29 protein-coding genes are annotated in these 26,252 nt (G+C 72.4%); 10 read left to right on the top strand and 19 right to left on the bottom strand.

Translation table 11 applies throughout. The annotated features are described in order from the left end of the window. Positions 1-133: 133 nt before the first annotated feature. Positions 134-781, top strand: coding sequence for a phosphate signaling complex protein PhoU (gene phoU, locus Pen02_RS01945; protein WP_203864119.1), 648 nt, complete (start codon positions 134-136; stop codon positions 779-781). A 61-nt stretch (positions 782-842) separates the two neighbouring features. On the opposite strand, the gene Pen02_RS01940 is transcribed toward phoU, so the two are convergent. Beyond that, positions 843-1,610: a phosphoglyceromutase gene (locus Pen02_RS01940; protein WP_203864323.1), complete on the bottom strand. Its 768-nt coding sequence runs from the start codon at positions 1,608-1,610 to the stop codon at positions 843-845. Positions 1,611-1,798: 188 nt separating this feature from the next. On the opposite strand from Pen02_RS01940, the gene Pen02_RS01935 reads away from it, so the two are divergent. The 3 genes from Pen02_RS01935 to Pen02_RS01925 all read left to right on the top strand — a co-directional run bounded on the left by Pen02_RS01935 (position 1,799) and on the right by Pen02_RS01925 (position 4,582). Beyond that, positions 1,799-3,115: an MDR family MFS transporter gene (locus Pen02_RS01935; RefSeq protein WP_203864118.1), complete on the top strand. Its 1,317-nt coding sequence runs from the start codon at positions 1,799-1,801 to the stop codon at positions 3,113-3,115. A gap of 78 nt (positions 3,116-3,193) precedes the next feature. After that, on the top strand, positions 3,194-3,718 hold the full coding sequence (locus tag Pen02_RS01930; RefSeq protein ID WP_203864117.1) for an ArsR/SmtB family transcription factor: 525 nt from the start codon (positions 3,194-3,196) through the stop codon (positions 3,716-3,718). A gap of 51 nt (positions 3,719-3,769) precedes the next feature. Continuing rightward, complete coding sequence (locus tag Pen02_RS01925) at positions 3,770-4,582, top strand: M23 family metallopeptidase (protein ID WP_239139887.1); 813 nt, start codon at positions 3,770-3,772, stop codon at positions 4,580-4,582. 366 nt (positions 4,583-4,948) lie between these two features. Here the strand turns inward: Pen02_RS01925 and Pen02_RS01920 are convergent, their stop codons facing one another. From Pen02_RS01920 to mshA, 3 genes are all read right to left on the bottom strand, one after another. Next, a complete protein-coding gene (locus Pen02_RS01920; protein WP_203864116.1) occupies positions 4,949-6,193 on the bottom strand; it encodes a hypothetical protein in 1,245 nt (414 codons plus the stop codon). A gap of 87 nt (positions 6,194-6,280) precedes the next feature. After that, on the bottom strand, positions 6,281-6,805 hold the full coding sequence (locus Pen02_RS01915; protein WP_203864115.1) for a type III secretion system chaperone family protein: 525 nt from the start codon (positions 6,803-6,805) through the stop codon (positions 6,281-6,283). A gap of 91 nt (positions 6,806-6,896) precedes the next feature. Further along, positions 6,897-8,270 carry a D-inositol-3-phosphate glycosyltransferase gene (gene mshA / locus Pen02_RS01910; RefSeq protein ID WP_203864114.1) on the bottom strand — a complete coding sequence of 458 codons (1,374 nt, stop codon included), beginning with the start codon at positions 8,268-8,270 and terminating at the stop codon, positions 6,897-6,899. A gap of 184 nt (positions 8,271-8,454) precedes the next feature. Here mshA and Pen02_RS01905 point away from each other — a divergent pair, with 184 nt between their 5' ends. The 3 genes from Pen02_RS01905 (at position 8,455) to Pen02_RS01895 (ending at position 11,359) form a co-directional block, all read left to right on the top strand. Further along, entirely contained in the window at positions 8,455-9,234 is a 780-nt protein-coding gene (locus tag Pen02_RS01905) for an SDR family oxidoreductase (protein WP_203864113.1), read from the top strand. A 71-nt stretch (positions 9,235-9,305) separates the two neighbouring features. Further along, positions 9,306-10,091 (top strand): class I SAM-dependent methyltransferase, encoded by a 786-nt coding sequence (locus tag Pen02_RS01900; protein ID WP_239139885.1) that lies wholly within the window; start codon positions 9,306-9,308, stop codon positions 10,089-10,091. A 32-nt stretch (positions 10,092-10,123) separates the two neighbouring features. After that, positions 10,124-11,359, top strand: coding sequence for an acyltransferase family protein (locus Pen02_RS01895; protein WP_203864111.1), 1,236 nt, complete (start codon positions 10,124-10,126; stop codon positions 11,357-11,359). On the opposite strand, the gene Pen02_RS01890 is transcribed toward Pen02_RS01895, so the two are convergent. The 3 genes from Pen02_RS01890 to Pen02_RS01880 all read right to left on the bottom strand — a co-directional run bounded on the left by Pen02_RS01890 (position 11,243) and on the right by Pen02_RS01880 (position 13,430). Then, the gene (locus tag Pen02_RS01890; protein WP_203864110.1) at positions 11,243-11,854 is read right to left on the bottom strand and encodes an HAAS signaling domain-containing protein; all 612 of its coding nucleotides are present in this window, start codon (positions 11,852-11,854) and stop codon (positions 11,243-11,245) included. The two genes, Pen02_RS01895 and Pen02_RS01890, sit on opposite strands and share 117 nt — an antisense overlap. Further along, positions 11,854-12,204 carry a PadR family transcriptional regulator gene (locus Pen02_RS01885; RefSeq protein ID WP_203864109.1) on the bottom strand — a complete coding sequence of 117 codons (351 nt, stop codon included), beginning with the start codon at positions 12,202-12,204 and terminating at the stop codon, positions 11,854-11,856. Before Pen02_RS01885 ends, Pen02_RS01890 begins: the two co-directional genes overlap by 1 nt. 137 nt (positions 12,205-12,341) lie before the next feature. Continuing rightward, positions 12,342-13,430, bottom strand: a complete 1,089-nt coding sequence (locus Pen02_RS01880; protein ID WP_275413545.1) for a UDP-N-acetylmuramate dehydrogenase — start codon at positions 13,428-13,430, stop codon at positions 12,342-12,344. A gap of 64 nt (positions 13,431-13,494) precedes the next feature. On the opposite strand from Pen02_RS01880, the gene Pen02_RS01875 reads away from it, so the two are divergent. Both Pen02_RS01875 and Pen02_RS01870 read left to right on the top strand, forming a co-directional pair. Then, positions 13,495-14,256, top strand: coding sequence for a maleylpyruvate isomerase family mycothiol-dependent enzyme (locus Pen02_RS01875; RefSeq protein WP_203864107.1), 762 nt, complete (start codon positions 13,495-13,497; stop codon positions 14,254-14,256). 94 nt (positions 14,257-14,350) lie between these two features. Beyond that, complete coding sequence (locus Pen02_RS01870; protein WP_203864106.1) at positions 14,351-15,367, top strand: LacI family DNA-binding transcriptional regulator; 1,017 nt, start codon at positions 14,351-14,353, stop codon at positions 15,365-15,367. A 9-nt stretch (positions 15,368-15,376) separates the two neighbouring features. Here Pen02_RS01870 and Pen02_RS01865 read toward each other — a convergent pair whose 3' ends face one another. Further along, positions 15,377-15,895: an O-acetyl-ADP-ribose deacetylase gene (locus Pen02_RS01865; protein ID WP_203864321.1), complete on the bottom strand. Its 519-nt coding sequence runs from the start codon at positions 15,893-15,895 to the stop codon at positions 15,377-15,379. Between the two features lie 17 nt (positions 15,896-15,912). Continuing rightward, complete coding sequence (locus Pen02_RS01860) at positions 15,913-16,728, bottom strand: EI24 domain-containing protein (protein WP_372445541.1); 816 nt, start codon at positions 16,726-16,728, stop codon at positions 15,913-15,915. A 98-nt stretch (positions 16,729-16,826) separates the two neighbouring features. Here Pen02_RS01860 and Pen02_RS01855 point away from each other — a divergent pair, with 98 nt between their 5' ends. Beyond that, complete coding sequence (locus Pen02_RS01855; RefSeq protein ID WP_203864105.1) at positions 16,827-17,801, top strand: helix-turn-helix transcriptional regulator; 975 nt, start codon at positions 16,827-16,829, stop codon at positions 17,799-17,801. A gap of 62 nt (positions 17,802-17,863) precedes the next feature. Here Pen02_RS01855 and Pen02_RS01850 read toward each other — a convergent pair whose 3' ends face one another. The 10 genes from Pen02_RS01850 to Pen02_RS01805 all read right to left on the bottom strand — a co-directional run bounded on the left by Pen02_RS01850 (position 17,864) and on the right by Pen02_RS01805 (position 26,199). Next, on the bottom strand, positions 17,864-18,778 hold the full coding sequence (locus Pen02_RS01850) for an SDR family oxidoreductase (RefSeq protein WP_203864104.1): 915 nt from the start codon (positions 18,776-18,778) through the stop codon (positions 17,864-17,866). An 84-nt stretch (positions 18,779-18,862) separates the two neighbouring features. Next, positions 18,863-19,600: an alanyl-tRNA editing protein gene (locus Pen02_RS01845; RefSeq protein ID WP_203864103.1), complete on the bottom strand. Its 738-nt coding sequence runs from the start codon at positions 19,598-19,600 to the stop codon at positions 18,863-18,865. Positions 19,601-19,745: 145 nt separating this feature from the next. After that, positions 19,746-20,630, bottom strand: coding sequence for an alpha/beta fold hydrolase (locus tag Pen02_RS01840; RefSeq protein ID WP_203864102.1), 885 nt, complete (start codon positions 20,628-20,630; stop codon positions 19,746-19,748). Continuing rightward, on the bottom strand, positions 20,627-20,941 hold the full coding sequence (locus Pen02_RS01835; protein ID WP_203864101.1) for a DUF2516 family protein: 315 nt from the start codon (positions 20,939-20,941) through the stop codon (positions 20,627-20,629). The genes Pen02_RS01840 and Pen02_RS01835 overlap by 4 nt, the downstream gene beginning before the upstream one ends. A 208-nt stretch (positions 20,942-21,149) precedes the next feature. Continuing rightward, positions 21,150-21,791 carry a hypothetical protein gene (locus Pen02_RS01830; RefSeq protein ID WP_203864100.1) on the bottom strand — a complete coding sequence of 214 codons (642 nt, stop codon included), beginning with the start codon at positions 21,789-21,791 and terminating at the stop codon, positions 21,150-21,152. Further along, the gene (locus Pen02_RS01825; RefSeq protein WP_203864099.1) at positions 21,788-22,447 is read right to left on the bottom strand and encodes a helix-turn-helix domain-containing protein; all 660 of its coding nucleotides are present in this window, start codon (positions 22,445-22,447) and stop codon (positions 21,788-21,790) included. Before Pen02_RS01825 ends, Pen02_RS01830 begins: the two co-directional genes overlap by 4 nt. 220 nt (positions 22,448-22,667) lie before the next feature. Next, the gene (locus Pen02_RS01820; protein ID WP_203864098.1) at positions 22,668-23,630 is read right to left on the bottom strand and encodes an asparaginase; all 963 of its coding nucleotides are present in this window, start codon (positions 23,628-23,630) and stop codon (positions 22,668-22,670) included. Between the two features lie 46 nt (positions 23,631-23,676). Further along, a complete protein-coding gene (locus tag Pen02_RS01815) occupies positions 23,677-24,513 on the bottom strand; it encodes a beta-keto acid cleavage family enzyme (protein WP_203864097.1) in 837 nt (278 codons plus the stop codon). A 145-nt stretch (positions 24,514-24,658) separates the two neighbouring features. Beyond that, the gene (gene ygfZ, locus Pen02_RS01810) at positions 24,659-25,771 is read right to left on the bottom strand and encodes a CAF17-like 4Fe-4S cluster assembly/insertion protein YgfZ (RefSeq protein ID WP_203864096.1); all 1,113 of its coding nucleotides are present in this window, start codon (positions 25,769-25,771) and stop codon (positions 24,659-24,661) included. After that, entirely contained in the window at positions 25,768-26,199 is a 432-nt protein-coding gene (locus tag Pen02_RS01805; RefSeq protein WP_203864095.1) for a Fur family transcriptional regulator, read from the bottom strand. The genes ygfZ and Pen02_RS01805 overlap by 4 nt, the downstream gene beginning before the upstream one ends. Positions 26,200-26,252 lie beyond the last annotated feature (53 nt).

The following is a 26,252-nucleotide window of genomic DNA, read 5'->3' as shown; positions in this document are numbered from 1 at the left end:
CCAGCGCCGTTCACCGATGTTCACCACGCCGCCGCCGGATCCCCCTACCGTGGTCCGGACCGACAGCGGTAATACCGTCCGTGCGCGAACCCGTCACGGGCGCCGAAACCACCACTCCCAGCAGGACGTGATCATGCGCGAGGAATTCCGGGTCGACCTGAACATCGTGAGCCAGTTGCTGGTGGACATGGCCGAGGCGATCCGGGCCGCGATGCGGCACGCCACCCGGGCACTGCTCACCGCCGACCGGGCCGCCGCCGAATCCGTGATCGAGCGGGACGCGGAGATCGACTCCCTCTACCGGCAGGTCGAGGAGCGGGTCTGCGACCTGCTGGCCCGGCAGGCACCGGTCGCCTCCGACCTGCGCGCCCTGGTCACCGCCCTGCACGTCGCCGCCGACCTGGAGCGGATGGGCGACCTCGCCGACCACGTGGCCAAGACGGCGGTCCGCCGGCACCCGTCGCCCGCCGTACCGGCCGAGCTGCGCCGGGTCTTCACCGAGATGGCGGGGGTGGCGGACCGGATCGCCGACAAGATCGCAAACGTACTCTCCAAGCCCGACGCCGACCTCGCCGCCGAGCTGGACCGCGACGACGACGCCATGGACGACCTGCACCGGGAACTCTTCGCGGTGCTGCTCGCCGACGACTGGCCGTACGGGGTGGAGACCGCCATCGACGCCACCCTGCTCGGCCGCTTCTACGAGCGGTACGCCGACCACGCGGTGAACGCCGGCCGCCGGGTGGTCTACCTGGTCACCGGCGAGACCGTCACCGACTGACTCCGCACACGTCGAACGCCCCTTCCCTGGGCCGGGAAGGGGCGTTCGACGTCGGAGAAGGTCAGCGGCCCTGGTTGGCGACCGCTGCGGCGGCGTCCTTGGCCGCCTCGGGGTCGAGGTACGCCCCGCCGGCCACCAGCGGGCGCATCGACCGGTCGAGGTCGTAGCGCAGCGGGATCCCGGTCGGGATGTTGAGCTTGGCGATCGCCTCGTCGGAGATCCCGTCCAGGTGCTTGACCAGCGCCCGCAGCGAGTTGCCGTGCGCGGCGACCAGCACCGTCCGGCCGGCCAGGATGTCCGGCACGATCGAGTCGAACCAGTACGGCAGCATCCGGTCGACGACGTCCTTGAGGCACTCCGTCTTCGGCATCAGCTCCGGTGGCAGCAGGGCGTAACGGGGGTCGCCGACCTGGGACCACTCGTCGCCGTCGGCGATCGGCGGCGGCGGGGTGTCGTACGAGCGGCGCCAGAGCATGAACTGCTCCTCGCCGTACTCGGCCAGGGTCTGCTTCTTGTCCTTGCCCTGGAGGGCACCGTAGTGCCGCTCGTTGAGCCGCCACGAGCGACGCACGGCGATCCAGTGCCGGTCGGCGGCGTTCAGGGCCAGTTCGGCGGTGCGGATCGCCCGGCGGAGCACGCTGGTGTGCAGTACGTCGGGCAGCAGGTTGTGCTCGCGCAGCAGCTCGCCGCCGCGCCGGGCCTCGCTCTCCCCCTTGGCCGTGAGGTCCACGTCGACCCAGCCGGTGAAGAGGTTCTTGGCGTTCCAGTCGCTCTCGCCATGCCGGAGCAGCACCAACGTGCCCACCGTGGCTCCCTCGCCTGCCACCACGGCTCCCTCCGGCCCAGTACTCGTGCTCGCAGTCATGGAACTCATCCTGCCGGACCCACCGGGCAGGCGTGCGGCGACCCAGGGTGACGACCGACACGTGGAAAACGGGATGACCCGGCCGGACGGGGCGCACTAGTTTCGTAAGGGTTTCAAGACCAACTGGTCATTACAGGTACGGGGGGCACTGGATGCGGACGGTCCGGAACTGGTTCCAGGACACCACCGGCGGCCTACCCCGGACCTTCTGGTACCTCTGGGCCGGCACCCTGGTCAACCGGCTCGGCTCCTTCGTCATCGTCTTCCTGGCCATCTACCTGACCGCCGAGCGGGGCTTCTCCGAGTTCCAGGCCGGTGTGGTGCTCGGGCTCTGGGGCGCCGGCGGTGCGGTCGGCACGCTGACCGGCGGGACCCTCGCCGACCGGTGGGGCCGGCGACCCACGCTGCTCACCGCACACCTCGGCGCGGCGACGATGATGTTGGCGCTCGGCTTCGCCCGGGAACTGTGGCTGGTCGGGCTCGGCGCGCTGCTGCTCGGGATGTTCGCCGAGGCGGCCCGGCCGGCGTTCGGCGCGATGATGGTCGACGTCGTACCCGAGCGGGACCGGCTGCGCGCCTTCACCCTGAACTACTGGGCGATCAACCTGGGCTTCGCCTGCGCCGCGATCCTCGCCGGGCTGGCCGCCGAGGCGAACTACCTGCTGCTCTTCGTGGTGGACGCGACGACAACGGTCACCACCGCACTGATCATCTTCTTCAAGGTGCGCGAAACCCGCCGGGTGCGGGCGGAGCCGGCGACCGGGCCGGCCGCCCCGCACCGGGGCGGGCTGGGCAGCGCACTGCGCGACCGGGTCTTCGTCGGCTTCGTCGGGCTGAACATCCTGATGGCGTTGGTCTTCATGCAGCACATCTCGATGCTGCCGATCGCGATGGGCCAGGACGGGCTGTCGCCGGCCACCTACGGTTCGGTGATCGCGGTCAACGGGGTACTGATCGTGGCCGGGCAACTCTTCGTGCCGCGACTGATCCGGGGGCGGAGCCGGTCGGGGGTACTCGCGCTCGCGGCGCTGATCGTCGGGGTCGGCTTCGGGCTGACCGCGTTCGCGGACGCGGCCTGGTTCTACGTGCTCACCGTGCTGATCTGGACCCTCGGCGAGATGCTGAACTCGCCGTCCAACTCCACTTTGATCGCCGAGCTGTCCCCGGCCGCGCTGCGCGGTCGCTACCAGGGACTCTTCTCACTCTCCTGGTCGGTGGCGACCTTCGCCGCCCCGATCGCCGGCGGCTTCGTCCGGGAGCAGTTCGGCAACGCGGCGCTCTGGCTCGGCTGCGCGGCGCTCGGCGGGGTGGTGGCGGTCGCCCACCTGCTCTCCGGACCGGTACGGGAACGGCGGGTCCGGGAACTGCGCACGGTCGACGCCGTCCCGGCCGGCCGGGGTGGCGTAGCGGCGCCGGCACCAGCCGTCGAAGCGGCGCCGACCAGACCATCGGCCACCGCCAACGTCTGAACCCTCGCACGGCCGGGACGAGGTGGCGCTCTCCGACGTCAGGTAGCAAGAAATTACGTAGTTACGTAGACTCGACTCATGACCATCGAGGAACGGGTCGCGGAACTCGAACGTCGACTGACCGCCCTGGAGGAGCGGACGGCGGCGCCGCCCGCCCCGGCGCCGCCGGCGCCGACCGAGGGCGACTTTTGGGCCCTGGACGGCCTCAAGACACGGCTCGCCGCGCTCGGTGCCGAGCAGGGCGGGGTGCTCTTCACCGGAACGGTCCGGCTGGCCACGAACGAGCGCTACGACTGGCAGTACGGGCTGCCGACCGAGGCACTGCTCGACGGCGAGGAGGAGGACTGGACCCGGGCGGCCGACGCCTTCGCCGCACTCGGCCATCCGGTCCGGCTCCGGCTGCTCCGCGAGATCCTCGGCGGTCGGCGTACCGTCGCCGAACTCACCGCGCTCGAAGACCTGGGCACGACCGGACAGGCATACCACCACCTGCGACAACTCGCCGCGGCCGGCTGGCTGCACAGCCCGGGTCGCGGTCGCTACGAGGTGCCGGCGGGACGGGTGGTGCCGTTGCTGGTGGCGATCGCCATCGCCCGCGCCTGACCGGGGCGCCCGCACCGCCGACCCGTACGCACGCCCGAAAGGAGACTGGCGATGCTCAAGGCACTGATGATCCTGCACCGCTGCTGCTGGCTGGCCTTCCTGGTGATCCTGGTGGCCGGCTTCTTCCTCGACTTCACGTCCCTGTGGGGCTGGCTGGCCATCGCGCTCGCCATCGCCGTGCGGGTGGTGCTGGGCCGGATGCTCGCCCCGCGTGGCGGCCAGGACCCGGCCGGGGAGCGACCGGTCGAGGTCGAGCCGCCGGTCACCGGACGATGGTCGGCACTGAACAGCCCGACCAGCAAGGTACCCAGCCACGGCGTACGCGCCTACGGCCAGGCGTACGCGATCGACCTGGTCGCCGAGCCGGTGGAGTCACCGCGTCCACGCTTCGGCTGGTGGCCGCTGGTCCGGCGCAACCGCGACTTCCCCGGATTCGGGGCACCGCTGCTGGCCGTCGCCGACGGCACCGTGGTCCGGGCCGTCGACCGCAACCGGGACCACCTCAGCCGGAACTCGTACCCGGCACTGGTCTACCTGATCTTCGAAGGGCTGTTCCGGGAGATCGGCGGCCCCGGTCAGATCCTCGGCAACCACCTGATCCTGGATCTCGGCGACGGCCGGTACGCCGCCTACGCGCACCTACGGCGCGGATCGCTGCTCGTCCGGCCCGGTGACCGGGTCCGAACCGGTCAGCCGGTCGCGGAGTGTGGGAATTCCGGCAACTCGTCCGAACCGCATGTCCACTTCCAGTTGATGGACAATCCGGATCCCGATGTCGCTCGCGGAATTCCGTTCGACTGGCGGGAAATCGGCGTACCGGCCAACGGAGAGATCTTCTCGGTCGCGTCCACAGCCGTACGCTAACGCCGAATCGGGGTCGGCGCGGAAGCCGCGCCGGACAGACTGGACCGGCGGCGGCGGGCGACGTTCACCCCCGTAAACGTCGCCCGCACACACCGCCGGTTACAGGTGGCGGCGCCGTCCCCCAACGGCCTCAACTGCCACCCGTCCCCCAGGCGCCAGTGCTCGGTGCACAGATCTGCGCGATCCGGCGTTCCCCCGAACGCGTCCGAGCGTGGCGCGTGCAATAACGTTAGTTGTCGCCGGATGACCGACACAAGCCGGTAACTCTGTCTCGCCCATCACACCCAAGGGCGATCGATTTCCGGCACCTTGGTAGTGCAACCACCCGAGGCCGCCGGATCATTCCCGGCCCGCCCCTGGCGATGCTCACCCGTCCTCGCGCATCGGCGATTCGGTACGGAAGAAGTTGCTCTGCCGACCGTCGGAAAGCTGCTCCTGGTAAATGAAATTCAGTTGGCGTAGGTCGAAGGTGTGGAACCACTCGTCCCAGCTCACCGGCTTCAGTCGTCCGCCTTCCCGCCAACCGGGGAAGTCAAACGTCAGTACGCCGAGCCGACCCTCGCGTTCGGTGCCCTCGATCGTCGCCGGTTGGGCGTTCCGGGCCTCCGCCCAGCGCTGGATCACGTCGTGTTCCCGGGTTACCAGGCTCCGCCCCGGACGCTCGGGAGCGTCCTGCGCCGAGGAGATCGGCTGGGCGTACTTCAGCGACTTGGACTGCCCACCGCCGCCCGACGTGGACTGCCGGGCCTGCGCGGTGGACGGGCCACCGGTGCTCTTCCGGGCGGCCGTGCTGCTCTTCGCGGCCGTACCCTTCCGGGCGGTCGTGGTGCTCTTGGCCGCCGTACCCTTCCGGGCCCCGGTCGCCCGGCCGGCCGGTGCGGAGGTCGACTTCCGCGCCCCGGTCGTCTTGCGGGCGGCCGTGGTGCTCTTGGCCGCCGTGCTCTTGCGGGCTCCGGTGGCCTTGCCCGGTCCGGTGGCGCGGGCGCCGGTCGCCTTGGCCGGTCCGGTCGCCTTCCGGGCCGACGTGGCGCCGGTCCGGCGGGTACCGGTCGTGGTCCGGGCGGAGGTGACGGACTTGCGGGCCGGCGCCTTCCGCGCGGCGGCCACGGTCTTGCGGGCCGGTGCCTTCTTCGCCGCGGCCTTCCGGGCCGGCGCCTTCTTCGCGCCGGCAGCCCGGGCGGTGGTGCTCTTCCGGGCCGGCGCCTTCTTCGCGGTCGCCTTGCGGGCCGGCGCCTTCTTGGCGCCGGTCGCCCGGGCGGTGGTGGTCTTCCGGGCCGGGGCCTTCTTCGCCGCGACCGTACGGGCCGGCGCCTTCTTCGCGGTGCTCCGCTTGGCGGGCGCCTTCTTCGCGGTGGCGCGCTTGCTCGGCGCCGCCGTGGCCTTCCGGCCGCCTGGTCCGCCCTCCGCCCGCAGCGTCCGGACCAGGCTCTTCACCAGGTCCATCTTGCGCAGTGCAGATATGCCCGAAATACCACGTTTCCGGAGCTGTCCCCGGATGTCCTCGGCCTTCATCGAGTTGATCTTGCTCTCGTTGATGTCAGCCGTTTTGCTGGATCGGCGCTTCGTCGCGGTCGCGGTTGCGCCGCGACCGGAACTGTTCCGCTGAGCCATGAGATCCTCACGCTCCTTCTGACAGTCTGACCTCGGCAGGCGGCGCGGCCATCGCCACATCCTGGTGCCGCCGCCGGGGCATACCCGTCAGGGGCGGTCCAAACCCGAGTTATCCGCCGCCGAACGCTCGAACAGGTGCGCGAAGGCCCGCAGGTTCGCCAGCGACTCGCCCCGTTTGACCCGCCACTCCCACTCCCGGCGGATCGCCGTACCGAAGCCGATCTCCAGCATGGTGTCGAACGACTCGTCCGCGTACGTCAGCACCGAGCCGAAGAGCCGGTCGAGTTCCTCCTCGGTCACCCCGGCCAGGCCGACCCGGCCGGTCAGGTAGACGTCGCCGACCGCGTCGACGGAGAACGCCACCCCGTACATCCGGGCGTTGCGTTGGAGCAACCAGGTGAAGAGTTCCTCACGCCGCTCGTCCGGCTGGCGCATCACGAACGCCTCGATCCGCAGCGCGTGCTCGCCGACGATCAGGTTGCAGACCGTCCTGAGCTTGTGCGTACCCGGCAGGGTGACCGCGTACGAGAACTCGCCCGTCGACTCGCAGGGCAGCTCGCGATCGGCACAGGTTGCCTCGATCAGCCGACCGATCTCCGCCCGAGAGGCCATCCCGGCACCCACCTTCCCGTCCTCGGCGACGTCGAGCCCGAGGTCGATCAGCTCCCCCGTCGGTTCCGCCAGACGCCGCCAGGCGCTCGGCTCAGCAGGCCGCCAGTGGCAGCGTCGCCGTACCGTCCGCGAGTTCGGAGGCGAGCCGGTCCCGGTGCTCCGCCACCGCCTCACGGTAGACCCCGAGCAGCTCGGTGGCGGTACGGGCCCAGGAGAAGGCACGGGCGTGCTCCACCGCACCCCGGGACAGCTCGGCCCGCCGCCCGGGTGCGGCCAGCAGGCCGCCGAGCACCCGGGCCCAGTCGCCGGGGTGGTGCCCGTCGACGAGTACCCCGCTGGCGCCGTCCCGGACGGCGGTGATCAGCCCACCCACGGCAGCGGCGACCACCGGAGTACCGCAGGCCTGCGCCTCCAGGGCCACCAGGCCGAACGACTCGTTGTGCGACGGGACCGCCACCAGGTCGGCGGCCCGGTACAGCGCCGGCAGGTCGTCACCGGTCTGCGGCGGCAGAAAGCGCACCGCGTCGCCGACGCCGAGCTTGGCGGCCAGTTCGATGAGCGAGGTGGGCTGGTCCAGGCCGCTGCCGCTCGGCCCGCCCGCGATCACCACGGTGACCGACTCGGCGGTCCGGGGCTGCCAGTTCCAGAGTTCGGCGAGCGCGTGCAGCAGCACGTCCGGCGCCTTCAGCGGCTGGATCCGGCCGACGAACGCCACGACGGTACCCCGCTCGGGCAGCCCCAGCCGGCGCCGCGCGGCCAGTCGGCCCGCCTCCTCCTGACCGGCCGGGGAGGGGGTGAAACGGTCCAGGTCCACGCCGGGGCGTACCACCTCGACCCGGTCCGGGTCGGCGTCGTACCGGGAGATCAGGTCCCGGGCCTCGACCGTGGTGTTCGCGACCAGCCGGTCGGCCTCGGCCACCACCTGCTCCTCGCCGATCACCCGCGCCTTCGGCTCGGGCCGGTCCCCCACGGCGAGCCGGGCGTTCTTGACCTTGGCCAGGGTGTGCGCGGTGTGCACCAGCGGCACCCCCCAGCGCTCCTTGGCCAGCCAGCCGACCTGCCCGGAGAGCCAGTAGTGCGAGTGGATCAGGTCGTAGAAGCCCGGCGGGCGGGCGGCCTCGGCCCGCAGTACCCCGGCCGTGAAGGCGCAGAGCTGGCCCGGCAGTTCCTCCTTGGCCAGCCCCTCGAACGGGCCGGAGGTGACGTGCCGGACCTTGACCCCCGGGGCCATCTCGACCACCGGCGGCAGGTCGCTGGCGGTGGCCCGGGTGAAGATCTCGACCTCGACGCCGGCCTCGGCCAGCCGTCGGGAGACCTCGACGATGTAGACGTTCATCCCTCCGGCGTCACCGGTGCCGGGTTGGTGCAGCGGCGACGTGTGTACGGAGAGGGTGGCGATCCGGCGCGGCGTCGGCCACGGCTGGATACCTCGTTGCCGGGCCACCCCGGTGTGCAGTTCCGCCACGTCCGCTCCTTCTGTCAACGTGTTACGCCGTCCCGCACGACCGGGTCACCTCACAGCGCAACCACCGCTGTGGGTGTCATCTTCCCGATCGGGCGACGGTCAATCGTCCGGGTGCCCGACGAGGTGACCGACCTCATTCGGGCCCAGACCGCGACCCCGGGCCGGGTTGGGCCAGAATGTCCCGATGACTCGTGTCGCGATCGTCACCGGTGCGTCCAGCGGGATCGGCGCCGCCACGGCCCGCCGGCTGGCCGCCGAGGGGTTCTCCGTACTCGCCGCCGCCCGCCGGGCCGACCGGCTCGACGCCCTGGTCGAGGAGATCCGCCGCTCCGGCGGTACGGCCACCGCGCAGCCCTGCGACGTCACCTCCGACGAGTCGGTGGCGGAACTGGCCGCCGCCGCCGGAAGGCTCGGCGGCCCGGTCACCCTGCTGGTCAACAACGCCGGCGGCGCGCACGGGCTGGACCCGGTCGAGTCGGGCTCGGTCGCCGACTGGCAGTGGATGTACGACGTGAACGTGCTCGGCACGCTCCGGGTCACCCAGGCGCTGCTGCCCGCCCTGGAGTCCTCCGGCGCCGGCACCGTGGTGGTGGTCAGTTCCACCGCCGGTCTGATCGTCTACGAGGGCGGTGGGGGCTACGCGGCGGCCAAGCACGCCCAGACCGCGCTCACCGGAACGCTGCGGCTGGAACTCTGTGGACGGCCGGTCCGGGTGATCGAGATCGACCCGGGGATGGTGCGAACCGAGGAGTTCGGGCTGGTCCGGTTCGGCGGCGACGCGCAGCTCGCGACGGCGGCGTACGCCGGGGTCGCCGAGCCGCTGGTCGCGGACGACGTGGCGGACTGCATCGCCTGGTGCGCCACCCGCCCGCAGCACGTCAACGTGGACCGGCTGGTGGTCCGGCCGCTGGCCCAGGCGGCCCAGCACAAGGTGCACCGGGTCGGGACCGACGCCGGGGCGTGAGCCGGGTGGCGCGGCCGGCAGGGCCGCCGACCGGACCGGGGCGGGGCGGGCCGGCCCGCCCGGTCGGAGCGGTGACCCGGGGGACCACCAATCCCAACCGGCTGCGCCGGGTGGACAACTGGATCGCGGCGACCTGCGGCGACCTGCTCCGGGACGCCCGGGACCCGCTGGTGGTGGACCTCGGCTATGGCGCCAGCCCGGTCACCGTGGTCGAACTGCGTGCCCGGTTGGCCGCCGTCCGGCCGGACGTCCGGGTGGTCGGGCTGGAGATCGATCCGGTACGGGTGGCCGCCGCAATGCCCGCCGCCGACCCGCCGGGGCTCACCTTCGGCCGGGGCGGCTTCGAGCTGGCCGGGCTGCGCCCGGTGCTGGTCCGGGCGTTCAACGTGCTCCGGCAGTACGCCGAGCCGGAGGTGGTGCCGGCCTGGCGGACCATGACCGGGGCGCTGGCGCCGGGCGGGGTGCTGGTCGAGGGGACCTGTGACGAGCTGGGGCGGCTGGCGAGCTGGCTGCTCGTCGACCCGTCCGGACCCCGGTCGCTGACCCTGGCCGCCCGGCTCTCCACACTCGACAGTCCGGCCACGCTCGCCGAGCGGCTGCCGAAGGCGCTGATCCACCACAACGTGCCGGGGACGGGCGTAAACGGGCTGGTCCGGGCGTTGGAGGAGGGCTGGCGGGACGCGGCCCCGTACGCCACGTTCGGTCCCCGGCAGCGCTGGCGGCGTACGGTCGAGGCGGTCCGGGCGGCCGGCTGGCCGGTACTGGACCGGCCAGCCCGTTGGCGGCTCGGCGAGATCACGGTGGCGTGGCCGGCGGTGGCACCACCCGATTCAGAGCTATTGAGGGAAATTTCCTAATTTGTGCGAGCTGCGGGGATACCGTGGCTGGTGTGATCAGTGGGGCGACCGGGGCCGCCGAGACAGTCGTGCCGAACGCGCCTGCCGGAACTCCGACTCCGGCGCCGCCCACCGGCCGCGCCGAGGATCCGGCACCGGACCGGGACCGCTATCTCGACCTGCTCCGGGCCGGCGCACTGGTCCGGGTGCTGGTCTACCACGTGTCCGGCTGGCTCTGGCTGAGCCTGCTGCTGCCGGCGATGGGCCTGATGTTCGGCATCGGCGGCTCGCTGATGGTGGCGTCCCTGGACCGGAGCGGCAACCGGGCCATCGGCCGGCGACTGCGACGCCTCCTGCTGCCGTACTGGGCGTACGGTGCCGCAGCGCTCCTGTTGGTCACCGCCGCAGGTTGGCGTACCGCGCCGGCCGGTCCGCTCGGCTGGGGCGAACTGCTCTGGTGGCTGGTACCCCTGCGGGTGCCACCGGCCGGCGACCAACCCTGGTCCTGGGCGCTGCACCTCGGCCTCTGGTACGTCGTCACGTACCTCTGGCTGGTGCTGCTCTCCCCGGCCCTGCTCGGCGCGTTCCGCCGCTGGCCCTGGCCGACCCTCGCCCTCGGCACCGCGCTGCCGGTCGGGCTGCACCTGGCCGGCGTCGGCGTCGGCTACTTCGTCGCCAGCTACCTCGCCTGCTGGCTGCTGGGCTTCGCCCACCACGACGGGCTGCTGCACCGCATCCCCGCCCGCTGGTACGGCTGCCTGGTGGCGGGCCTGGCGGTGACCGGCGGAAGCTGGCTCGCGGTCGCCGTGGCGACGAACGGCGACCTCGACCTCAACCACATCCCGGGTGGCTCCACCCTGTGGTCGATGGCCTGGGTCGCGGCGCTGCTCCGACTCCGGCCCGAACTGCACCGGTTCGCCGGCCCACGCCCGCTGGGCCGGGCCCTGCGGCTGGTGAACGCCCGCGCGGTCACCATCTACCTCTGGCACATCCCCGCCGGGTTGGCGGTCACCATGCTGCTCGACCCGCTGCTCCCCTTCGACTCGGCCGCCCATCTCGGCCTGCGGCTGGCCGGCGTGTGCCTGCTGACCGCCGTGGCGGTGCTGCTGCTCGGCTGGATCGAGGACATCGCCGCCCGGCGCCGGCCGGCGCTGCTACCACCGGCAACCGGGTCAGCCGATACCGGCCCGGGCCGGTACGACGGTGCTGAGACGCGACATCCGGAGGGCCAGGTAGCAGGTGGCGGCGCCGAACGGCACGAAGAGCGCCAACAGCAGCAGGGCCAGTGAGCCCAGGCCGGTGTCCTCGAAGCCCAGCAGGTCGAGCAGGACGAAGACGGCCACGCAGCCGAGCAGCATCGCGGTGGCGGCGAGCTTGTCCCGGATCAGCCAGAACCGGGAGAGCCAGACCAGCGCCGCGACGGCGACCGGGACGACGTGCCAGGGCCGGACCGCCCCGAACGGCACGGCGACGGCCGGCACCAGCACCAGGAACGGGCCGAGCCCGCAGCAGACCAGCACCAGTGTCTCCAACGGGCCCCGGCGCCGGGGCGGGACACCGAACCGCTCCCGGGCGTCCGCGCCGAGCACGGCCGGGTCGCCGAGCCGGTCCAGCATCGCGCGTACCTCGGCCAGGGTCCGCACGTCCGGCTCCGCCCGGCGTACGGCGATGTGCTCGCCGATCTGGTCGAGCACCTCCTGCCGGCGGTCGGCCGGCAGTGGCGCGAGTTCGGCGCGCAACCGGCGCAGGTATCGCCGGACGAGTGTGTCAGGGGTGGTCGGCATCATGCGGTCTCCTTGGGGATGACGAGGGAGTCCACGGCGTCGCGGAACCGGATCCACTCGCCGACGAACTGGTCGAGCCGATTCCGCCCGGCGGTGGTCAGCCGGTAGTACCGGCGGGGTGGTCCGCTCGGGGACTCGTGCCAGGCGGTCTCCACCAGACCGTCCCGGCGCAGCCGCGACAACAGGGGGTAGATGGTGCCCTCACTGGTCACCATGCCGTCGACCGCGCCGAGTTCCCGGACGAGGTCGAGGGCGTAGTGCTCGCCGGACCGGAGCAGCGCGAGGACGCAGTATTCCAAGGTGCCCCGGCGGAGTTGGCCGGGCAGCGCCTCGGGTTTCGGCGCCGACATCTAGCGGTACCAGGCATCGACAGTAACCATGCTGGACATGGTACCTTGCGCCGCAAGGGACTTCGCCGGGCGCCTCCCACCGACGGAGGTTGATCTCCGGAACCCGAGGTCAGAGGGCGCAGTTCAAGAGGCGCAGCTCAGAGGGCGCAGTTCACCAGTACCGGCTCCGGGTACAGGGTGGCGCCGAAGCGGTCGTGCACGCCGTCCCGGATCTCCCGGGCGAGCGCCAGCAGGGCCCCGGTCGAGCCGCCGTTCCGGTTGGTCAGCGCCAGGGTGTGCTTGGAGGAGATGGCGACCCCGCCGGAGCCCTGGTAGCCCTTCGGGTAACCGGCCTTGTCGATCAGCCAGGCGGCGCTGACCTTCATCGTGCCGCCCGCACCCGGCCAAGACGGCGGTTCGCCCAACTCGGCCGCCCGCTCCCGCAGCGCCTCGTACGCCCCGGCGTCCAGCACCGGGTTGGTGAAGAACGACCCGACCGAACGGGTGTCCGGGTCGGCCGGATCCAGCACCATGCCCTTGCCGGCGCGCAGCGTGCGTACGGCCGACCGGGCGTCACCCAGCGGCACCCGGTCGCCGACCTCGACGCCGAGCGCCCGAGCCAACTCGGCGTAGCGCACCGGGGCGGAGAGCGTCGAGCGGAACAGCCGGAAGTCGACGGTGAGCACCGTCCACCGGTCGTTGTACTTGAAGACGCTGGACCGGTAGCCGAAGCCGCACTCGGCCGCGCCCATCCGGGTCACCTCGCCGGTAAGCCGGTCGTACACCTCGACCCCGACGACCGTCTCGGCGACCTCCTGCCCGTACGCCCCGACGTTCTGGATCGGGGTGGCCCCGGCCGAACCCGGGATGCCGGAGAGGCACTCCACCCCCGACCAGCCGGCCTCGACGGTGGCCGCCACCAGGTCGTCCCACGGCTCGCCGGCCGCCACCCGGACGGTCACCGTCGCCTCGTCCTCGGCGACGACCTCGAATCCCCGGGACCGGACCAGCAGCACCGTACCCGGGAAACCCTCGTCGGCGACCACCACGTTGCTCCCGCCGGCCAGCACCAGCACCGGCTCGGCCCGCAACTCCGCCTCGCGCAGTTTCTGGCTGATTTCATCCGTTCGGGTGGCGGTGACCAGTTGCCGGGGCGCCCCGCCGAGCCGCAGAGTCGTATAACCGGCCAATCGCATCGGATCGGCGGAGTCGGCGGCACTTATCGGACGGGCATTAACGTCTGGCACACCAATCACCCTAGGCTGAGAGGTAGCCCGGCCGGTGGCGGCCCGGTCGCACGGGAGGATCGTCATGACCAGACTGCACGGCACCAAGGACTTCTGGATCGGGGCACTCCGTGCCGAGGGGCCGACCTTCGGCGCCGCGGTCGCCGAGGCGCCGCTCGACATCCGGGTGCCGTCCTGTCCCGAGTGGACCATGACCGATCTGGTGCACCATCTCGGCTCCGTCTACGCCCGGGCCCGCCGCATCGTCAGCCGGGGCGACACCGAACGGGCGGCGCCGCTCGCCGTCCCCGAGGGGCTGCCGACCGGCCCGGCCGCAGTCGAGTGGTGGCGGCAGGAGTTCGACCAGCTCATGACCGTGCTGGACCGGCTCGACCCGGAGGCCCCGGCGTGGAACTACGCGCCCCAGCCGAAGAAGGTCGGGTTCTGGCACCGCCGGATGGCCCAGGAGACCGCGGTGCACCGCTGGGACGCCCAGATGGCGGTCGCCGCCGGCGAGCCGATCGAGGCCAAGCTCGCGGCGGACGGGGTGAGCGAGGTGCTGGACACCCATCTGCCGGCCGGCCGACGCGCCGCCGAGCAGCCGTTCCACGGCGTGGTCCAACTGGTCGCGACCGACGCCGGCCAGGAGTGGTACCTGCGGCTGCGCGGTGAGGGCGTCGCCCTGCTGGACACCGACACGATCCTGGACAGCGACGACCATCACGCTCGGGCCCACATCTCGGGTACGGCCAGTGATCTGCTGCTGGCCCTCTGGGGCCGGCTCGGCTTCGACGCCCTGGACGTGGCCGGTGACGCCCGGCTGTTGCAGGGGCTCCGCGTCGGCTGACCGGTCAACCGGCCCCGTCACCCCGCCCGACGGGGTTGTTGACCTTCAGTCGCGCGTGGAACCATTTCCCCGGCGGCTGAGCTGAGGAGCGGAGATGGCGGTGACCCGCGCGCGGCCCACGCTGGAGGCGGTGGCTCAACGGGCCGGAGTGTCCCGAGCCACCGTGTCCCGGGTGGTGAACGGCTCGACCACGGTCGCCGAGCCGATCCAACAGGCGGTCCGGCGGGCCGTGCGCGAGCTGGGCTACGTGCCCAACCTCGCCGCGCGAAGCCTGGTCACCCAGCAGACCGACTCGGTCGCCTTGATCCTGCCGGAGGCGTCCACCCGGGTCTTCTCCGACGACCAGGTCTTTCCCGGGATCATCCTCGGGGTCAGCCGGGAGTTGGAGGCCGCCGGCAAGCAGCTCGTGCTGACCCTGGCCGAGTCGGCGGCCAGCCACGAGCGGGTCGAACGGTACGCGATGGGCGGGCACGTGGACGGCGTACTCTTCGCCTCGCTGCACGGCGCCGACCCGTTGCCCGGCGCGCTCGCCCAGGCGGGCCTGCCGGTGGTGTGCAGCGGTCGCCCGCTCGGCCACGCCCCCGTCCCGGTGCCGTACGTCGACGTCGACCACGTCGTGGGCGTACGCGGCGCGGTCCGGCACCTGCTGAAGTCCGGCCGGCAGCGGATCGCCACCATCGCCGGGCCGCAGGACATGGTGGCCGGGATCGACCGGTTGGCCGGCTACCGGGCCGAGATCCGGGACGCCGGACGTCGACCGGTCGAGGTGTTCGGGGACTTCACCCGGGAGTCGGGTGCGGTCGCGATGCGGCAGCTGCTGGCCCTGGATCCGGAGCCGGACGCCGTCTTCGTCGCCTCCGACCTGATGGCCCACGGCGCCCTGCGTACGCTGCGCGAGGCCGGTCGGCGGGTGCCCGAGGACGTGGCGGTGATCGGCTTCGACGACATCGAACTGGCCGGCTACACCGATCCGCCGCTGAGCACCGTACGGCAGCCGATCCAGGACCTGGGTCGGGTGATGACCCGCCAGTTGCTCCGGCTGGTCGCCGGTGAGCGGATCGAGCCGACCGTCCTGCTCCACACCGAACTCGTACTCCGCGCCTCCGCCTGAGCTTCCGCGCTAGCCGAACTGCTGGCGTACCCGCAGCGCGGTCGCGGTGGTGGCGGCGTCGAAGAGCACCAGGCGGGCGGTGGCGACGGTGGCCGGCCGCGCGGTGGTCAGCACGGTCAACGCCTGCCGGACCGCGTCCTCGACCGGCCATCGGAAGATCCCCGACGAGATCAGCGGGAACGCCACCGAGGCGGCGCCCAGTTCGTCCGCCACGGCCAGGCTGTTGGTGTAGCAGTTCCGCAGCAGCGCCGAACGGTCCTCCTCGGCGGACCAGACCGGCCCGACGGTGTGCACCACCCAGCGGGCCGGCAGGTTGCCGGCGGTGGTCGACACCGCCTGACCGGTGGGCAGACCGCGCCCGTACCGGGACGCCCGCAGCGCGCGGCACTCGGCGAGGATCGCCGGCCCGCCCCTGCGGTGGATGGCGCCGTCCACACCGCCGCCGCCGAGCAGCGACGAGTTGGCGGCGTTGACCACCGCGTCCACCCGTTGGGCGGTGATGTCGCCCTGGACCAGCTCGATCTCCAGCACGCCGGCTCCCCGGGTCAGGCCGGCACGGTCGGCCGGTCGATCGACTGGCCGAGGGTGCGGCGGGCCAGCAGGGTGGCTCCGGCGACCGCGGCCGGGGTGAGCAGCACCGCGCCCAGCGGGATCAGGAAGCAGAGGAAGACCGCCGCCCCGAAGCCCAGGGTCAGCGGCCGGTGCTCCCGCAGCGCCCGCTGCCGGTCCGGCAGCCGGAGACCACGCCGCTGGAACGGCACCCCGACCATGCCCATCGCCAGGAACCAGCCGCCGACCAGCGCGGCGATCACGGGTACGACGAACTGCCCGACGAGCGGGATGAAGCCGGCGAAGAACAGCGGTACGCCGAACAGCAGCGACCGGACCAGCAGCCGCGCCGCGTCGGCGATGCTGCGCCGCAGCGAACGCCCGAAGGAGAGTTCGACCTCGTCCGGTACCCCGCCGAGCCGCTCCTCCACCTCTTCGGAGATCTTCTCGTAGAACGGGTCGCCGATCACCAGCGTGATCGCGGTGAAGGTGAGTACCCCGAGCAGTCCGCCCAGGCCGAGCAGGGCGAGTCCGGCGGTCAGCCGGAGGATGTCGCGCGCCCACTCCGACCAGTCGTCGGCGAACGGGGTGATCAGCGCGGCGAGGTCGTCGGAGAAGTAGATAAGCGTGCCGAGACCGGCCAGGTAGAGCGTCCCGGAGATCACCGCGGGCACGATGCCCAGCAGTACCAGCTTGGGACTGCGGCCGTAGACCGCGAGTCCCCGGAACAGCAGGCCGACGCCGGAGCCGAACGCGGAGAGGAACGAGCCGATCCGGCGGGGGCGCGGCTCGCTGGGGGTGGGGGTCTGCACGAGCGGCAAGCCTAACGGCCGATCCGACTTCCGGCGGTACGGCGACGCGTGACCCGGCCGTCGGCGGAGGTGTCGGCGGCAGCGGGCAGGATGGAAGCATGCGCGCCGCCCGGTTGATCTCCCTGGTCCTGCTGTTGCAGAACCGCGAGTCGATGACCGGCGCCGAACTGGCCCGCGAGTTGGAGGTCTCGGAACGGACGATCTACCGGGACGTGCTGGCGCTCAGCGCCGCCGGCATCCCGGTCTACGCCGACCGGGGTCGGGCCGGCGGCTACCGGCTGCTCGGTGGCTACCGGACCCGGCTGACCGGCCTGAGCCGGACCGAGGCCGACGCGCTCTTCCTCTCCGGGCTGCCCGGACCGGCCGGCGAGATGGGCCTCACCGAGGTGGTGGCGGCGGCCCGGCTGAAGGTGCTGGCCGCGTTGCCGAGCGGGCTGCGGGACGCGTCGACCCGGGTGGAGCGGCGGTTCCACCTCGACGTGCCGGGATGGTTCCGGGAGGCGAAGCCGCCGGCCGGGCTCGCCGCGCTGGCCGAGGCGGTGTGGCAGGACCGGACGGTCGAGTTCCGCTACCGCCGGGCGGGCCGGGAGGTGACCCGGACCGTCGAGCCGTACGGGCTGGTGTGCAAGGGGGGTGGCTGGTATCTGGTGGCCCGGGTCGGTACGGGGCACCGGACCTACCGGGTGGACCGGATCACCGAGGTGACGGTGGGCTCCGAGACGTTCGTCCGGGACGACGGCTTCGAGCTGGCCGAGTACTGGGCCGACCAGGCGGAACGGTTCGTCCGGCACCTGCTGGCCGACGAGATCACCGTACGGCTCAGCCCCGAGGGCCGGTACGCGCTGCGGTTCGTCGCCGAGCCGCCCGCCGTACGGGAGGCCGAGGCGAACGCCGGAGAGCCCGACGAGCAGGGTTGGGTGGTCACCCGGCTGCCCGTCGAGTCCCCCGACGTCGCGTACGGCCAACTGCTCAGCCTCGGCCCGGAGGTCGAGGTGCTGGAGCCGCCGGGGTTACGTGCCCGGCTCAGCTCGGCCGCCCACCGACTCGGCCGGCTCTACGAGAGTCAGCGGTAGCCGCCGGCACGGAGAGTCGGCGGTAGCCGCTGGAAAGTCGGCGGCTACCGCTGGGACGACGGTCAGCGGTAGCCGGTGGGGTCGGCGGGTTTGCCGGCGGCCTCCACCTCGACGATGTACCGCCAGGCGTCCGGCTGGCTGCCGTCGAGGTCGGTGAAGCCGTACACCTTGGCGAGCTGGCCGCTGGAGAGGGACTGCCCGGACCAGCGGGCCCTGTCCGGGTCGGCGGCGAGCGCGGCGACCGCCCGGCCGACGAACGCCGGGCTCTCCGAGATGACGAAGTGCGGCTGCTTCTCCGCGGCGTCCTGCCAGTTCTCCTCGGTGACGCCGAACTCGTCGAGCATGAACTCCGAACGCAGCCAACCCGGGGTGAGCGCGACCGCCGTGCCGCCGTGTTCCTTCAGCTCGTGCGCCCACAGGAAGGCGAGCCGGTTCACCGAGGTCTTGGCCAGGTCGAAGAAGGCCGACAGCCGGTAGTTCTCGTCGTTGTACTCCTTGGTGCCGTCGCCGACCTCCACCACCAGGCCGCCGGGATTGCGGATCAGCAGCGGGATCGCGAAGTGGCTGGTGATGATGTGCGTCTCGACGGCGAGCCGCAGGGTGCGAAAACCGTCGTCCAGGTTCTGTTCCCAGATCGGCTTGTACCACCCGACCAGCCGGTCGGCTCCCCAGACGTCGTTGACGAGTACGTCCAGCCGGCCCTGCTCCCGGTCGATCCGCTCGACCAGCGCGCGTACCTGCTCGGGAACGAGGTGGTCCACCTGGACCGCGATCCCGACGCCGCCGGCCCCGGTGACCAGTTCGGCGGTCTCCTCGATCGTCTCCGGCCGGTCCACCTCGGAGCGGTTCGCCCGGGTGCTCCGGCCGGTGGCGTAGACGGTGGCGCCGGCGGCACCGAGTTGCACGGCGATCTGCCGCCCCGCGCCCCGGGTGGCCCCGGCGACGAGGGCGACCTTTCCGGTCAGTTCTGCTGTCATGGCCCCGACCCTGACAGCGAAATCTGACAACGCGCGTCCGGATTTCCGCCGCAGGTCGGAACGCCCGGATTCTCCGGAGCGAGGTCAGTTGACGAGCCGGACCCGTACCCGTCGGTTGGCCCGCCCCTTGCTCTCCACCTTGACCACCTGGATCTTGCCGATCTGGGCGGTCGAGGCGACGTGCGTGCCGCCGTCGGCCTGCACGTCCAGCCCGACGATGTCGACGATCCGGATCTCCTGCTCGTCGGCGGGGATCAGGTTGGACTGGGTACGGATGATGTCCGGCAGGGCCAGCGCCTCGTCCCGGGGCAGCACCTTCACCGCGACCGCCCGGTCGGCGGTGACCTCGCTGTTGACCAGCTCCTCCAGCCGGGCCTTGAAGTCGGACGGCACCTCCGGCAGGTTGAAATCCATCCGCGCCTCGCCCGCTTCCATGTTGCCGCCGGTGACCAGGGCACCGAAGTCCCGGAACACCACACCGCAGAGCACGTGCAACCCGGAGTGGGTACGCATCAGCAGGGTGCGCCGCTCGTCGGCGAGCGCGCCGGTCACGGCGGTACCGACCGGGGGCAGCGGGTCACCCTCGGCGGGGATCAGGTAGAGGTCGTCGCCCTTGCGGGTGCCGACGATCCGGGTCTGCACGCCCTGCCAGAGCAGTACGCCGTGGTCCGGCGGTTGACCGCCGCCGCCCGGGTAGAAGGCCGACCGGTCGAGCACGATCCCCTGCTCGGGATCGGCGGAGAGCACCGTGCACTCCCACTCCCGCAGGGTCGGATCGGCGAGGTCGAGCCGGTGCGTCCGGCCGTGCTGGGAAACGCCCATGGTGCGCCACGTTACCCCGGCCGGTCTGGCTGCGGTGCCACCGGAAGCCCGCCGGGACGAGCCAGAACTCGACGCCGGCGGGACCGCGCTCGTGCCGGTCGCTGACGCTGTCGCGGTCACGGTCGCGCCGGAGGTGCCCCGGCGGTCAGTTGAGGAAGCCGGAGATCCGTTCGCGCAGGTCGGTGCGGTGCGTCCAGAGCAGGCCGGGCTTGTCGTAGACGTGCAGGGTCGCCGCCGGCAGCGCCTCGGCGAGCTGCTCGGCGACCGCGACCGGATGCAGGTCGTCGCCGGCACAGCCGATCACCAGGGTACGGGCGGTGACCGCCGCCAGGGCCGAGCGCTGCCGGACGGCGACCTGACCGGGCAGGCTGGCCAGCCCGGTGGCGAGCCCGTCCCGAGTCAACTGGTCCACCCGCTGCCGCAGGTAGGCCCAGCCGGCCGGGGTGTTGCGGACCGCCGCTGGCACCTCGAAGGCGACCGCCTCGGCCACCTCGGCGGCGTCGCCGCTGCGTACGGCGGTGAGCAGTTCGGTCAGCCGGCGCCGGGCCACCTCCGGCCGGGGCTCGTCGAGTACGGCCGGCAGCACGAAGACCGCCCGCTCGAAGCGTCCCGGGCTCTCCCAGAGGAGTCGGCAGAGCGCACCCGCGCCGAGGCTGATCCCGAGCGCCCGACTGGCGTTGCCGAGGTCGGCGACGGCTCGCAGGTCACGGGCCAGGTCGGCGTAGCTCCACTCGCCCTCCGGCGCCTCGGACCGACCGTGGCCACGGAACTGGAAGAAGATCTTGCGACCGTTGACCGCGCTGCCCAGCGGCCGGGTGGTGGAGATGCCGGTGCCGAGCCCGTGTGCGAACACCGTGACCGGGTCACCGTCGCCGGTCACCAGCCGTTCCAGCCGTACGCCGTGCGGGGTGGCGACCAGCTCGGTCTCCGGATCGGGCAGCGCCGGCCGACCGCTGCGCGGGGCGGTCGGCCCGGGGCCGTACGTCCGTGGCCCGCCGTCGGGCGGCGGTGGCCAGCGGAAATCTCTCACCAGAAGCCTTTGCCGTCGGTCAGGTCACGCAGTCCGACCCGGACGTCGAGCAGATAGATCAACGCTGCTGCGATGCCGATCAGCGCGAAGATGTTGATCGGCTGGTAGAGCAGCAGGGTGAGCACCAGGCAGACGGCCAGGATGGCGACCCAGGCTCCCTTGGGGAGCGTGCCGATCGCCGGGAAGGCGTCCGAACGTTGGGTGATGCAGTGCACGAGCGCGACGCCCTGGGTCACGAGGGCGAAGACGATCAGCACCAGGTTGATGATGAAGACGACGTCGGTGTAGAAGATCGGCGCGGCTGTGCCCATGGCGTGAAGCTTATGTCGGTGACCCCGGGTGTGTGCCACTTGCCGCACCCACCCGGGGTCACCGGTCGCCTACTTCCCCGCCACCGGGCCTGTTTCGCCGGTCCCCGATGGCCCGCTCCGGCTCACCCGACCACGTTCTTGTCCCCGCCGTCAGCGTGATTCGCCGGTCGCCCGGCCCCCGGTGGCCTGCTTATCGCTGCTCTCCGGCCTACTCGTCGGTCGCCGGGCGGGTGCGCTTGGTCGCCGGGCGGGTCGACTTCGCCGCCGGGCGGCGCTTCGTGACGGCCTTGGTCGGCGTGGTGTCGGCGGCGGTCGCGGCGGCCTCGGCCGACGCGGCCGGCTCCTTGACCTGGTCGACGACCTCGGCCGGGGTGGTGCTCAGCACCGGCTGGGCAGGGGCGCCGACCGCCGGTGCCTCGGTGGCGGTGATGTCCGCGTTGACGGTGTCGGCGGCCTGCACCACGCCGGAGCCGACGACCCGCTCACCCCGGGCGACGAGGTCGCCGTAGACGGCGACGGCACGCTCCTGGGCGGCCTGGGCGCCGGCCACCACCACCGCCGCGTTGCGGATGGTCGCCTCGCGCAGCCGGTCGAGGTCCAACTCGCCGTTGGCGGCCCGGTGCCGCAGGTTCGCCGCGCCAGAGTTGGCGTTGCGCAGGGTCAGCGCGGCCTTGTCCCGCAGTTCGGCGGTGGTCGCCACGGCCTTCTCCCGCAGCTCGGTCCGGGTGGCCTCGTCGCCGAGCCCGCTCACCACGGCGGGCAGCCGGCGCAACTGCTGGTACGCGAGTTCGCCGGCACCGGCCACCGCGTAGAGCGGAGCGGGGATCCGGGCGGTTCGGGGCTGGGTCATGACTGCTCCTCCTCGTCAGGGGCCGAGGCGACCGTCGGAGCCGACGGCCCGGCCTTCTTGACCGCCTTCCTGGCGGTCCTCTTCGTGGCTGCGGCCGGCGGCGTGTCCTCCGCGCCGGTCCGGGGTCCGGTGGGTGGCGCGGCGGCGCCGGCCTCGGTCACCGCCACCGATTCGAGTACGGCTTCCGCCGGGTCGTCCGCCGGCTTCGGAGCGCTGGCCGGCACCTCGGCGCTGTACCGGTCGCTCTCGGTGCGGGCGGTTTCCCCGGCGGCGGCGCCCGGAGCGCCCGGTTCGGCCGGTACGTCGCCGTGCCGGATGTTCTCCCGACGGAACGTCTCGTAGATCTGGCTGAGCGACTGCTTCTGCGGCATCGTCAGGTCCGGATCGGCCGCGATGGCGGCGAGCACGCCCTGCCCCTCGCGGTCGTCGAGCAGGCCGGCCCGCAGGTACATCACCGGGGTGGAGACCCGCAGGGCGCTGGCCAACTGCTGGAGCACCTCGGCGCTCGGCTTGCGCAGCCCGCGCTCGATCTGGCTCAGGTAGGGGTTGCTCACCCCGGCCTGCTCGGCCAGTTGCCGCAACGAGATCTTCGCGTTGCGACGGAGGTCGCGGATGAACCCACCGACGTCCCGGGGAAGGTCCTTCGGATTGGCCATGACTCGACGGTAGCCACCAACGCTTGCTCCTGCAAGCAGAATGCTTGCGAAAGCTAGCAATAGTTAGGCACGTCTCAACGCCACCGACCGGACCCGGGACACGCCTTCCGGGTCAGCAGCGTCAGCGCCGCCACCGCCGGGTCACCAGCCCGGAACACGCCGATCACCAACCCAGGGCGTTCAGGTCACCAGCGGGTGCGTACCGATCAGGACGTTCAGGTCACCAGCGGGTGCGTACCGAGCCGACCGGCTCGCCGCCGCCGTGCAGCGGAGACTCGGCCAGTTCGTCGAGGATCGGGGCGTCCACCGACAGCCGGCGCAACGCCGAGACCAGCACCGGCATCCGGGCCCGCATCCCGCCGTCGTCGATCTTGGCGGCCACCGCGCCGACCCCGGGTACCGCCACCGCGACCACGCCCTCGGCGCCACTCTTGGCGAGCAGTCCCGGAATCCCGGTCATCAGTCGGGTGTCGTACGCCTCGTCGCCGGTGCCGGCGACCATCTCCGGGTACGCCCGCATCGCGTCCGCGACCGTACGGGCCGGCGAGCCCGGCTCGGCCGAGACCAGCCGCAGGTACGCCGCGGCGAGCCCGGTCAGCGAACCGGCGAGTACCGGCGCACCGCAGCCGTCGATCCCGACCGCCGCCGCCGGCTCGCCGGTGAGCTCCTCCACCGTGGCGGTGATCCGCTGCTGGAGCGGGTGCTCGGGCCGCCAGTACCCGGCCACCGGCCAGCCGGCGGCGAGGCAGGTGAGCAGCATCCCGGTGTGCTTGCCGGAGCAGTTCATCCGCAGCCGGGACGGCCCGCCACCGGCCCGCAGCAGCGCGTCCCGGGCCTGCTCCGACAGCGGCAGGTCCGGTGGGCAGTGCAGCGCCGAGGCGTCCAGCCCGGCCCGCCGCAGCAGCGCCTCGACCCGTTCGACGTGCGGGTCCTCGCCGTGGTGGCTGGCGCAGGCGACGGCCAGGTCGGCACCGGTCAGCGGCAGCCCGGCCCGGAGCATGCCGACCGCCTGGAGCGGCTTGTTGGACGACCGTGGGAAGACCGGGCCCCGGACGTCACCGGCCTCGGCCAGTACCGCGCCGGTCGCGTCCAGCACCACCACGGAACCCCGGTGTACGGACTCCACGAAGCCCGACCGGACCGCCTCCACCAGCGGAACTCCGCCGTCGTAGATCTCGCCCATGGTCGCGGACGGTACCCACCGGGCCGGTGACCCGACCCGGCGCCCCTCACCGCTGTGCCGCGAGTCCCAACAGCTCCCGCGCCTGGGCGGGGCTCAGCGGCGGGCGCTGGGCGAGCTGGGCCAACCCGACCGCGCGGGCCACCAGTTGCATGTTCGACTCGACCGGGCGCCCCTTGGCGTAGGTGACCGTGTCCTCCAGGCCGACCCGCAGGTGCCCACCGGCCGAGACCGAGGCGAGCATCACCGGAATGGTGCTCCGGCCGATGCCGGTCGCCGAGAACGTCGTCCCGTCCGGCAGGTCCCGCAGCGCCTGGAGGCAGGCGACCAGCGCCTCGGTGCTGCCCGGCATACCGCCCGGCACCCCCATCACGAAGTCGACGTGCACGTGCCCGCCGGCCGGCAGGCCGTACCGGTCGAGCAGGCGGCGCAGCGCGGTCAGGTGGCCGAGGTCGAAAATCTCGTACTCCGGCACGACGCCCCGGTCCTGCATCCGGGTGTGCAGCTCGACGATGAACTGCCAGCGGTTGAGGAAGACGTCGTCACCGAAGTTGACCGTACCCATGGTGCAGGAGGCCATCTCCGGTTCGGCGTCGAGCACGGCCAGCCGGTCCGCCTCCGGATCGGTCACCGCGCCCCCGGTGGAGAGCTGCACGACCAGGTTGGTGCCCTCCCGCAGCGCGACCACGGTCTCCCGCAGTCGGCCCAGGTCGAGGGTGGGCCGGGCCTGGTCGTCCCGGATGTGCACATGGATCACCGCGGCACCGAGCGCCTCGCACTCCTTGGCGGTGACCAGCAACTCGTCGAGGGTGACCGGCAGCGCCGGCACGTCCGCCTTCGCCGACTCGGCGCCGGTCGGCGCGACCGTGATCAAGGTGCCCGTCATGCCGGGGATCCTAGTCGAGCCCGGACCGGGCTTGCCCAGGTCGATCACGGCAGGCCGGCCCGGGTCGATCACGGCGGGCTGGTCCGGATCGATCGCGGCAGGCCGCCCCGGGTAGATCGCGGCGGGCTGAGTCGATCGCGGCGGGTCAGTCCGGGTCGATCGCGGCGGCCGAGCCCTCGACCAGCAGCGCGGCGTCGTCCGGTACCGACCGCTTCAGCACCGCCAGCGCCACCGGTCCCAGCTCGAAGTGCCGGACCGCCGTACCGACGAAGCCGATCGTGCGCCCGTCGACGGTGACCGGGGCACCGGCCGCCGGAAGCTGGTCGGTGGTCACCCCGTCCAGGTGCAGCAGCGCCAGCCGGCGCGGCGGCCGGCCCATGTTGTGCACCCGGGCCACCGTCTCCTGGCCCCGGTAACAGCCCTTGTCCAGGTGTACGGCCGGAGCCACCAGCCCCACCTCGGCCGGAATCGTCCGGTGGTCGGTCTCGAAGCCGACCCGTGGCAGCCGCTGCGCCACCCGCACCGCCTCGTACGCCCACAGTCCGGCGACCGGGATGCCGGAGGCGGTCAGCGTGTCGACCACCTCCGCCATGCTCCCTCGGGGCACCAGCAGGTCGACGCCGAGCCGGACCCGACGCGCCCAGCCTCCACCGACCAGCGGCCGTACGTCGTACACGACGGTCGGTCGGGGTGGCACGGAGCCGGCGGCGAACTTCGGACCCGGCACCCCGAGCAGGTCCGGTTCGGCCAGCCCGGTCACGCCGAGCGTGGCGACGGCCTCGACCGCGCGCGGGCCGACCAGGGAGAGCAGCGCCCAGTCGGCGGTGGCGTCCCGGGGGTCGACCGGGGTGAAGAAGCGCATCTTCTCCAGGTAGGTCAGCAGGCCGTCGGTGTCCCCGGGCTCGGTGTCCAGCCAGGTGGTCTCGCCGTCCTCGGCGACCATCGCGTGCTGCTCGACGTGCCCGTGCGGGGAGAGGACCAGCAGTTCGCTGCCCTGGCCGGCGGCGAGCGAGGCGAGGTGCTGACTGGTCAGGGTGTGCAGCCAGTTCGCCCGCTCGACCCCGGGTACGGCGATGATCCCCCGGTGCGACCGGTCGACCAGGCCGACGTCGGTGGCGAGCAGCCGCTGCTCGCGCATCGGGTCGCCGTAGTGCGCGGCCACCGGGCGTACCCCGGCCGCGGCGTGTTCCGGTGCCGGCCGGTCCCGCGTCTCTTCGTCGATCGCCTCGACAGTCACCGCACCCGCGATCTCGATCATTCCCGCCGCTCCTCGCAATCGCTCCGGCCACAGACACCGAAGAGTGCCACGTGCCCGATGTCGACCTGGAAGCCCTGTTCGGCCGCCAGCTTCTCGCAGAGCGGCCCGAACACCTCCGGATCGACCTCGTCCACCGCCCCGCAGATCCGGCAGACCAGATGCACGTGGGTGTCCTCACCCGCGCTGTGGTACGTCGGTGACCCGTGGGACAGGTGCGTATGGGTAACAAGTCCGAGGCGTTCGAGTAGTTCCAGAGTCCGGTAGATCGTGGTGATGTTCACTCCGGCGGCGACCTCGCGGACCGCCGAGTGCACCTGCTCGGGCGTGGCGTGCCCGAGTTCGAGCACGGCTTCGAGGACCAACTGTCGCTGCGCCGTCAGCCGCAGTCCGCGGGCACGCAGCATCTCCGCCAGTGACGATTCCGACACCGTCAAAGCATAGTTCGCATCGGCGGGGACCGACGCTTCGGCGGTTACCCTCG

It is taken from the genome of Plantactinospora endophytica, assembly GCF_016862915.1.
In the GTDB taxonomy this organism is placed as follows: Bacteria; Actinomycetota; Actinomycetes; order Mycobacteriales; family Micromonosporaceae; genus Plantactinospora; species Plantactinospora endophytica.
The sequence above is the reverse complement of the archived record's forward strand: the minus strand, read 5'-3'. Positions and strand labels throughout refer to the sequence as shown.

Bases quoted from the DNA above. Each gene is read 5' to 3' on its own strand.
- phoU (WP_203864119.1), top strand. From the start codon at position 134: ATGCGCGAGGAATTCCGGGTCGACCTGAACATCGTGAGCCAGTTGCTG.
- Pen02_RS01935 (WP_203864118.1), top strand. From the start codon at position 1,799: ATGCGGACGGTCCGGAACTGGTTCCAGGACACCACCGGCGGCCTACCC.
- Pen02_RS01930 (WP_203864117.1), top strand. From the start codon at position 3,194: ATGACCATCGAGGAACGGGTCGCGGAACTCGAACGTCGACTGACCGCC.
- Pen02_RS01925 (WP_239139887.1), top strand. From the start codon at position 3,770: ATGCTCAAGGCACTGATGATCCTGCACCGCTGCTGCTGGCTGGCCTTC.
- Pen02_RS01920 (WP_203864116.1), bottom strand. From the start codon at position 6,193: ATGGCTCAGCGGAACAGTTCCGGTCGCGGCGCAACCGCGACCGCGACG.
- Pen02_RS01915 (WP_203864115.1), bottom strand. From the start codon at position 6,805: ATGGCCTCTCGGGCGGAGATCGGTCGGCTGATCGAGGCAACCTGTGCC.
- Pen02_RS01905 (WP_203864113.1), top strand. From the start codon at position 8,455: ATGACTCGTGTCGCGATCGTCACCGGTGCGTCCAGCGGGATCGGCGCC.
- Pen02_RS01890 (WP_203864110.1), bottom strand. From the start codon at position 11,854: ATGCCGACCACCCCTGACACACTCGTCCGGCGATACCTGCGCCGGTTG.
- Pen02_RS01885 (WP_203864109.1), bottom strand. From the start codon at position 12,204: ATGTCGGCGCCGAAACCCGAGGCGCTGCCCGGCCAACTCCGCCGGGGC.
- Pen02_RS01875 (WP_203864107.1), top strand. From the start codon at position 13,495: ATGACCAGACTGCACGGCACCAAGGACTTCTGGATCGGGGCACTCCGT.
- Pen02_RS01870 (WP_203864106.1), top strand. From the start codon at position 14,351: ATGGCGGTGACCCGCGCGCGGCCCACGCTGGAGGCGGTGGCTCAACGG.
- Pen02_RS01855 (WP_203864105.1), top strand. From the start codon at position 16,827: ATGCGCGCCGCCCGGTTGATCTCCCTGGTCCTGCTGTTGCAGAACCGC.
- Pen02_RS01850 (WP_203864104.1), bottom strand. From the start codon at position 18,778: ATGACAGCAGAACTGACCGGAAAGGTCGCCCTCGTCGCCGGGGCCACC.
- Pen02_RS01845 (WP_203864103.1), bottom strand. From the start codon at position 19,600: ATGGGCGTTTCCCAGCACGGCCGGACGCACCGGCTCGACCTCGCCGAT.
- Pen02_RS01835 (WP_203864101.1), bottom strand. From the start codon at position 20,941: ATGGGCACAGCCGCGCCGATCTTCTACACCGACGTCGTCTTCATCATC.
- Pen02_RS01830 (WP_203864100.1), bottom strand. From the start codon at position 21,791: ATGACCCAGCCCCGAACCGCCCGGATCCCCGCTCCGCTCTACGCGGTG.
- Pen02_RS01825 (WP_203864099.1), bottom strand. From the start codon at position 22,447: ATGGCCAATCCGAAGGACCTTCCCCGGGACGTCGGTGGGTTCATCCGC.
- Pen02_RS01820 (WP_203864098.1), bottom strand. From the start codon at position 23,630: ATGGGCGAGATCTACGACGGCGGAGTTCCGCTGGTGGAGGCGGTCCGG.
- Pen02_RS01815 (WP_203864097.1), bottom strand. From the start codon at position 24,513: ATGACGGGCACCTTGATCACGGTCGCGCCGACCGGCGCCGAGTCGGCG.
- ygfZ (WP_203864096.1), bottom strand. From the start codon at position 25,771: ATGATCGAGATCGCGGGTGCGGTGACTGTCGAGGCGATCGACGAAGAG.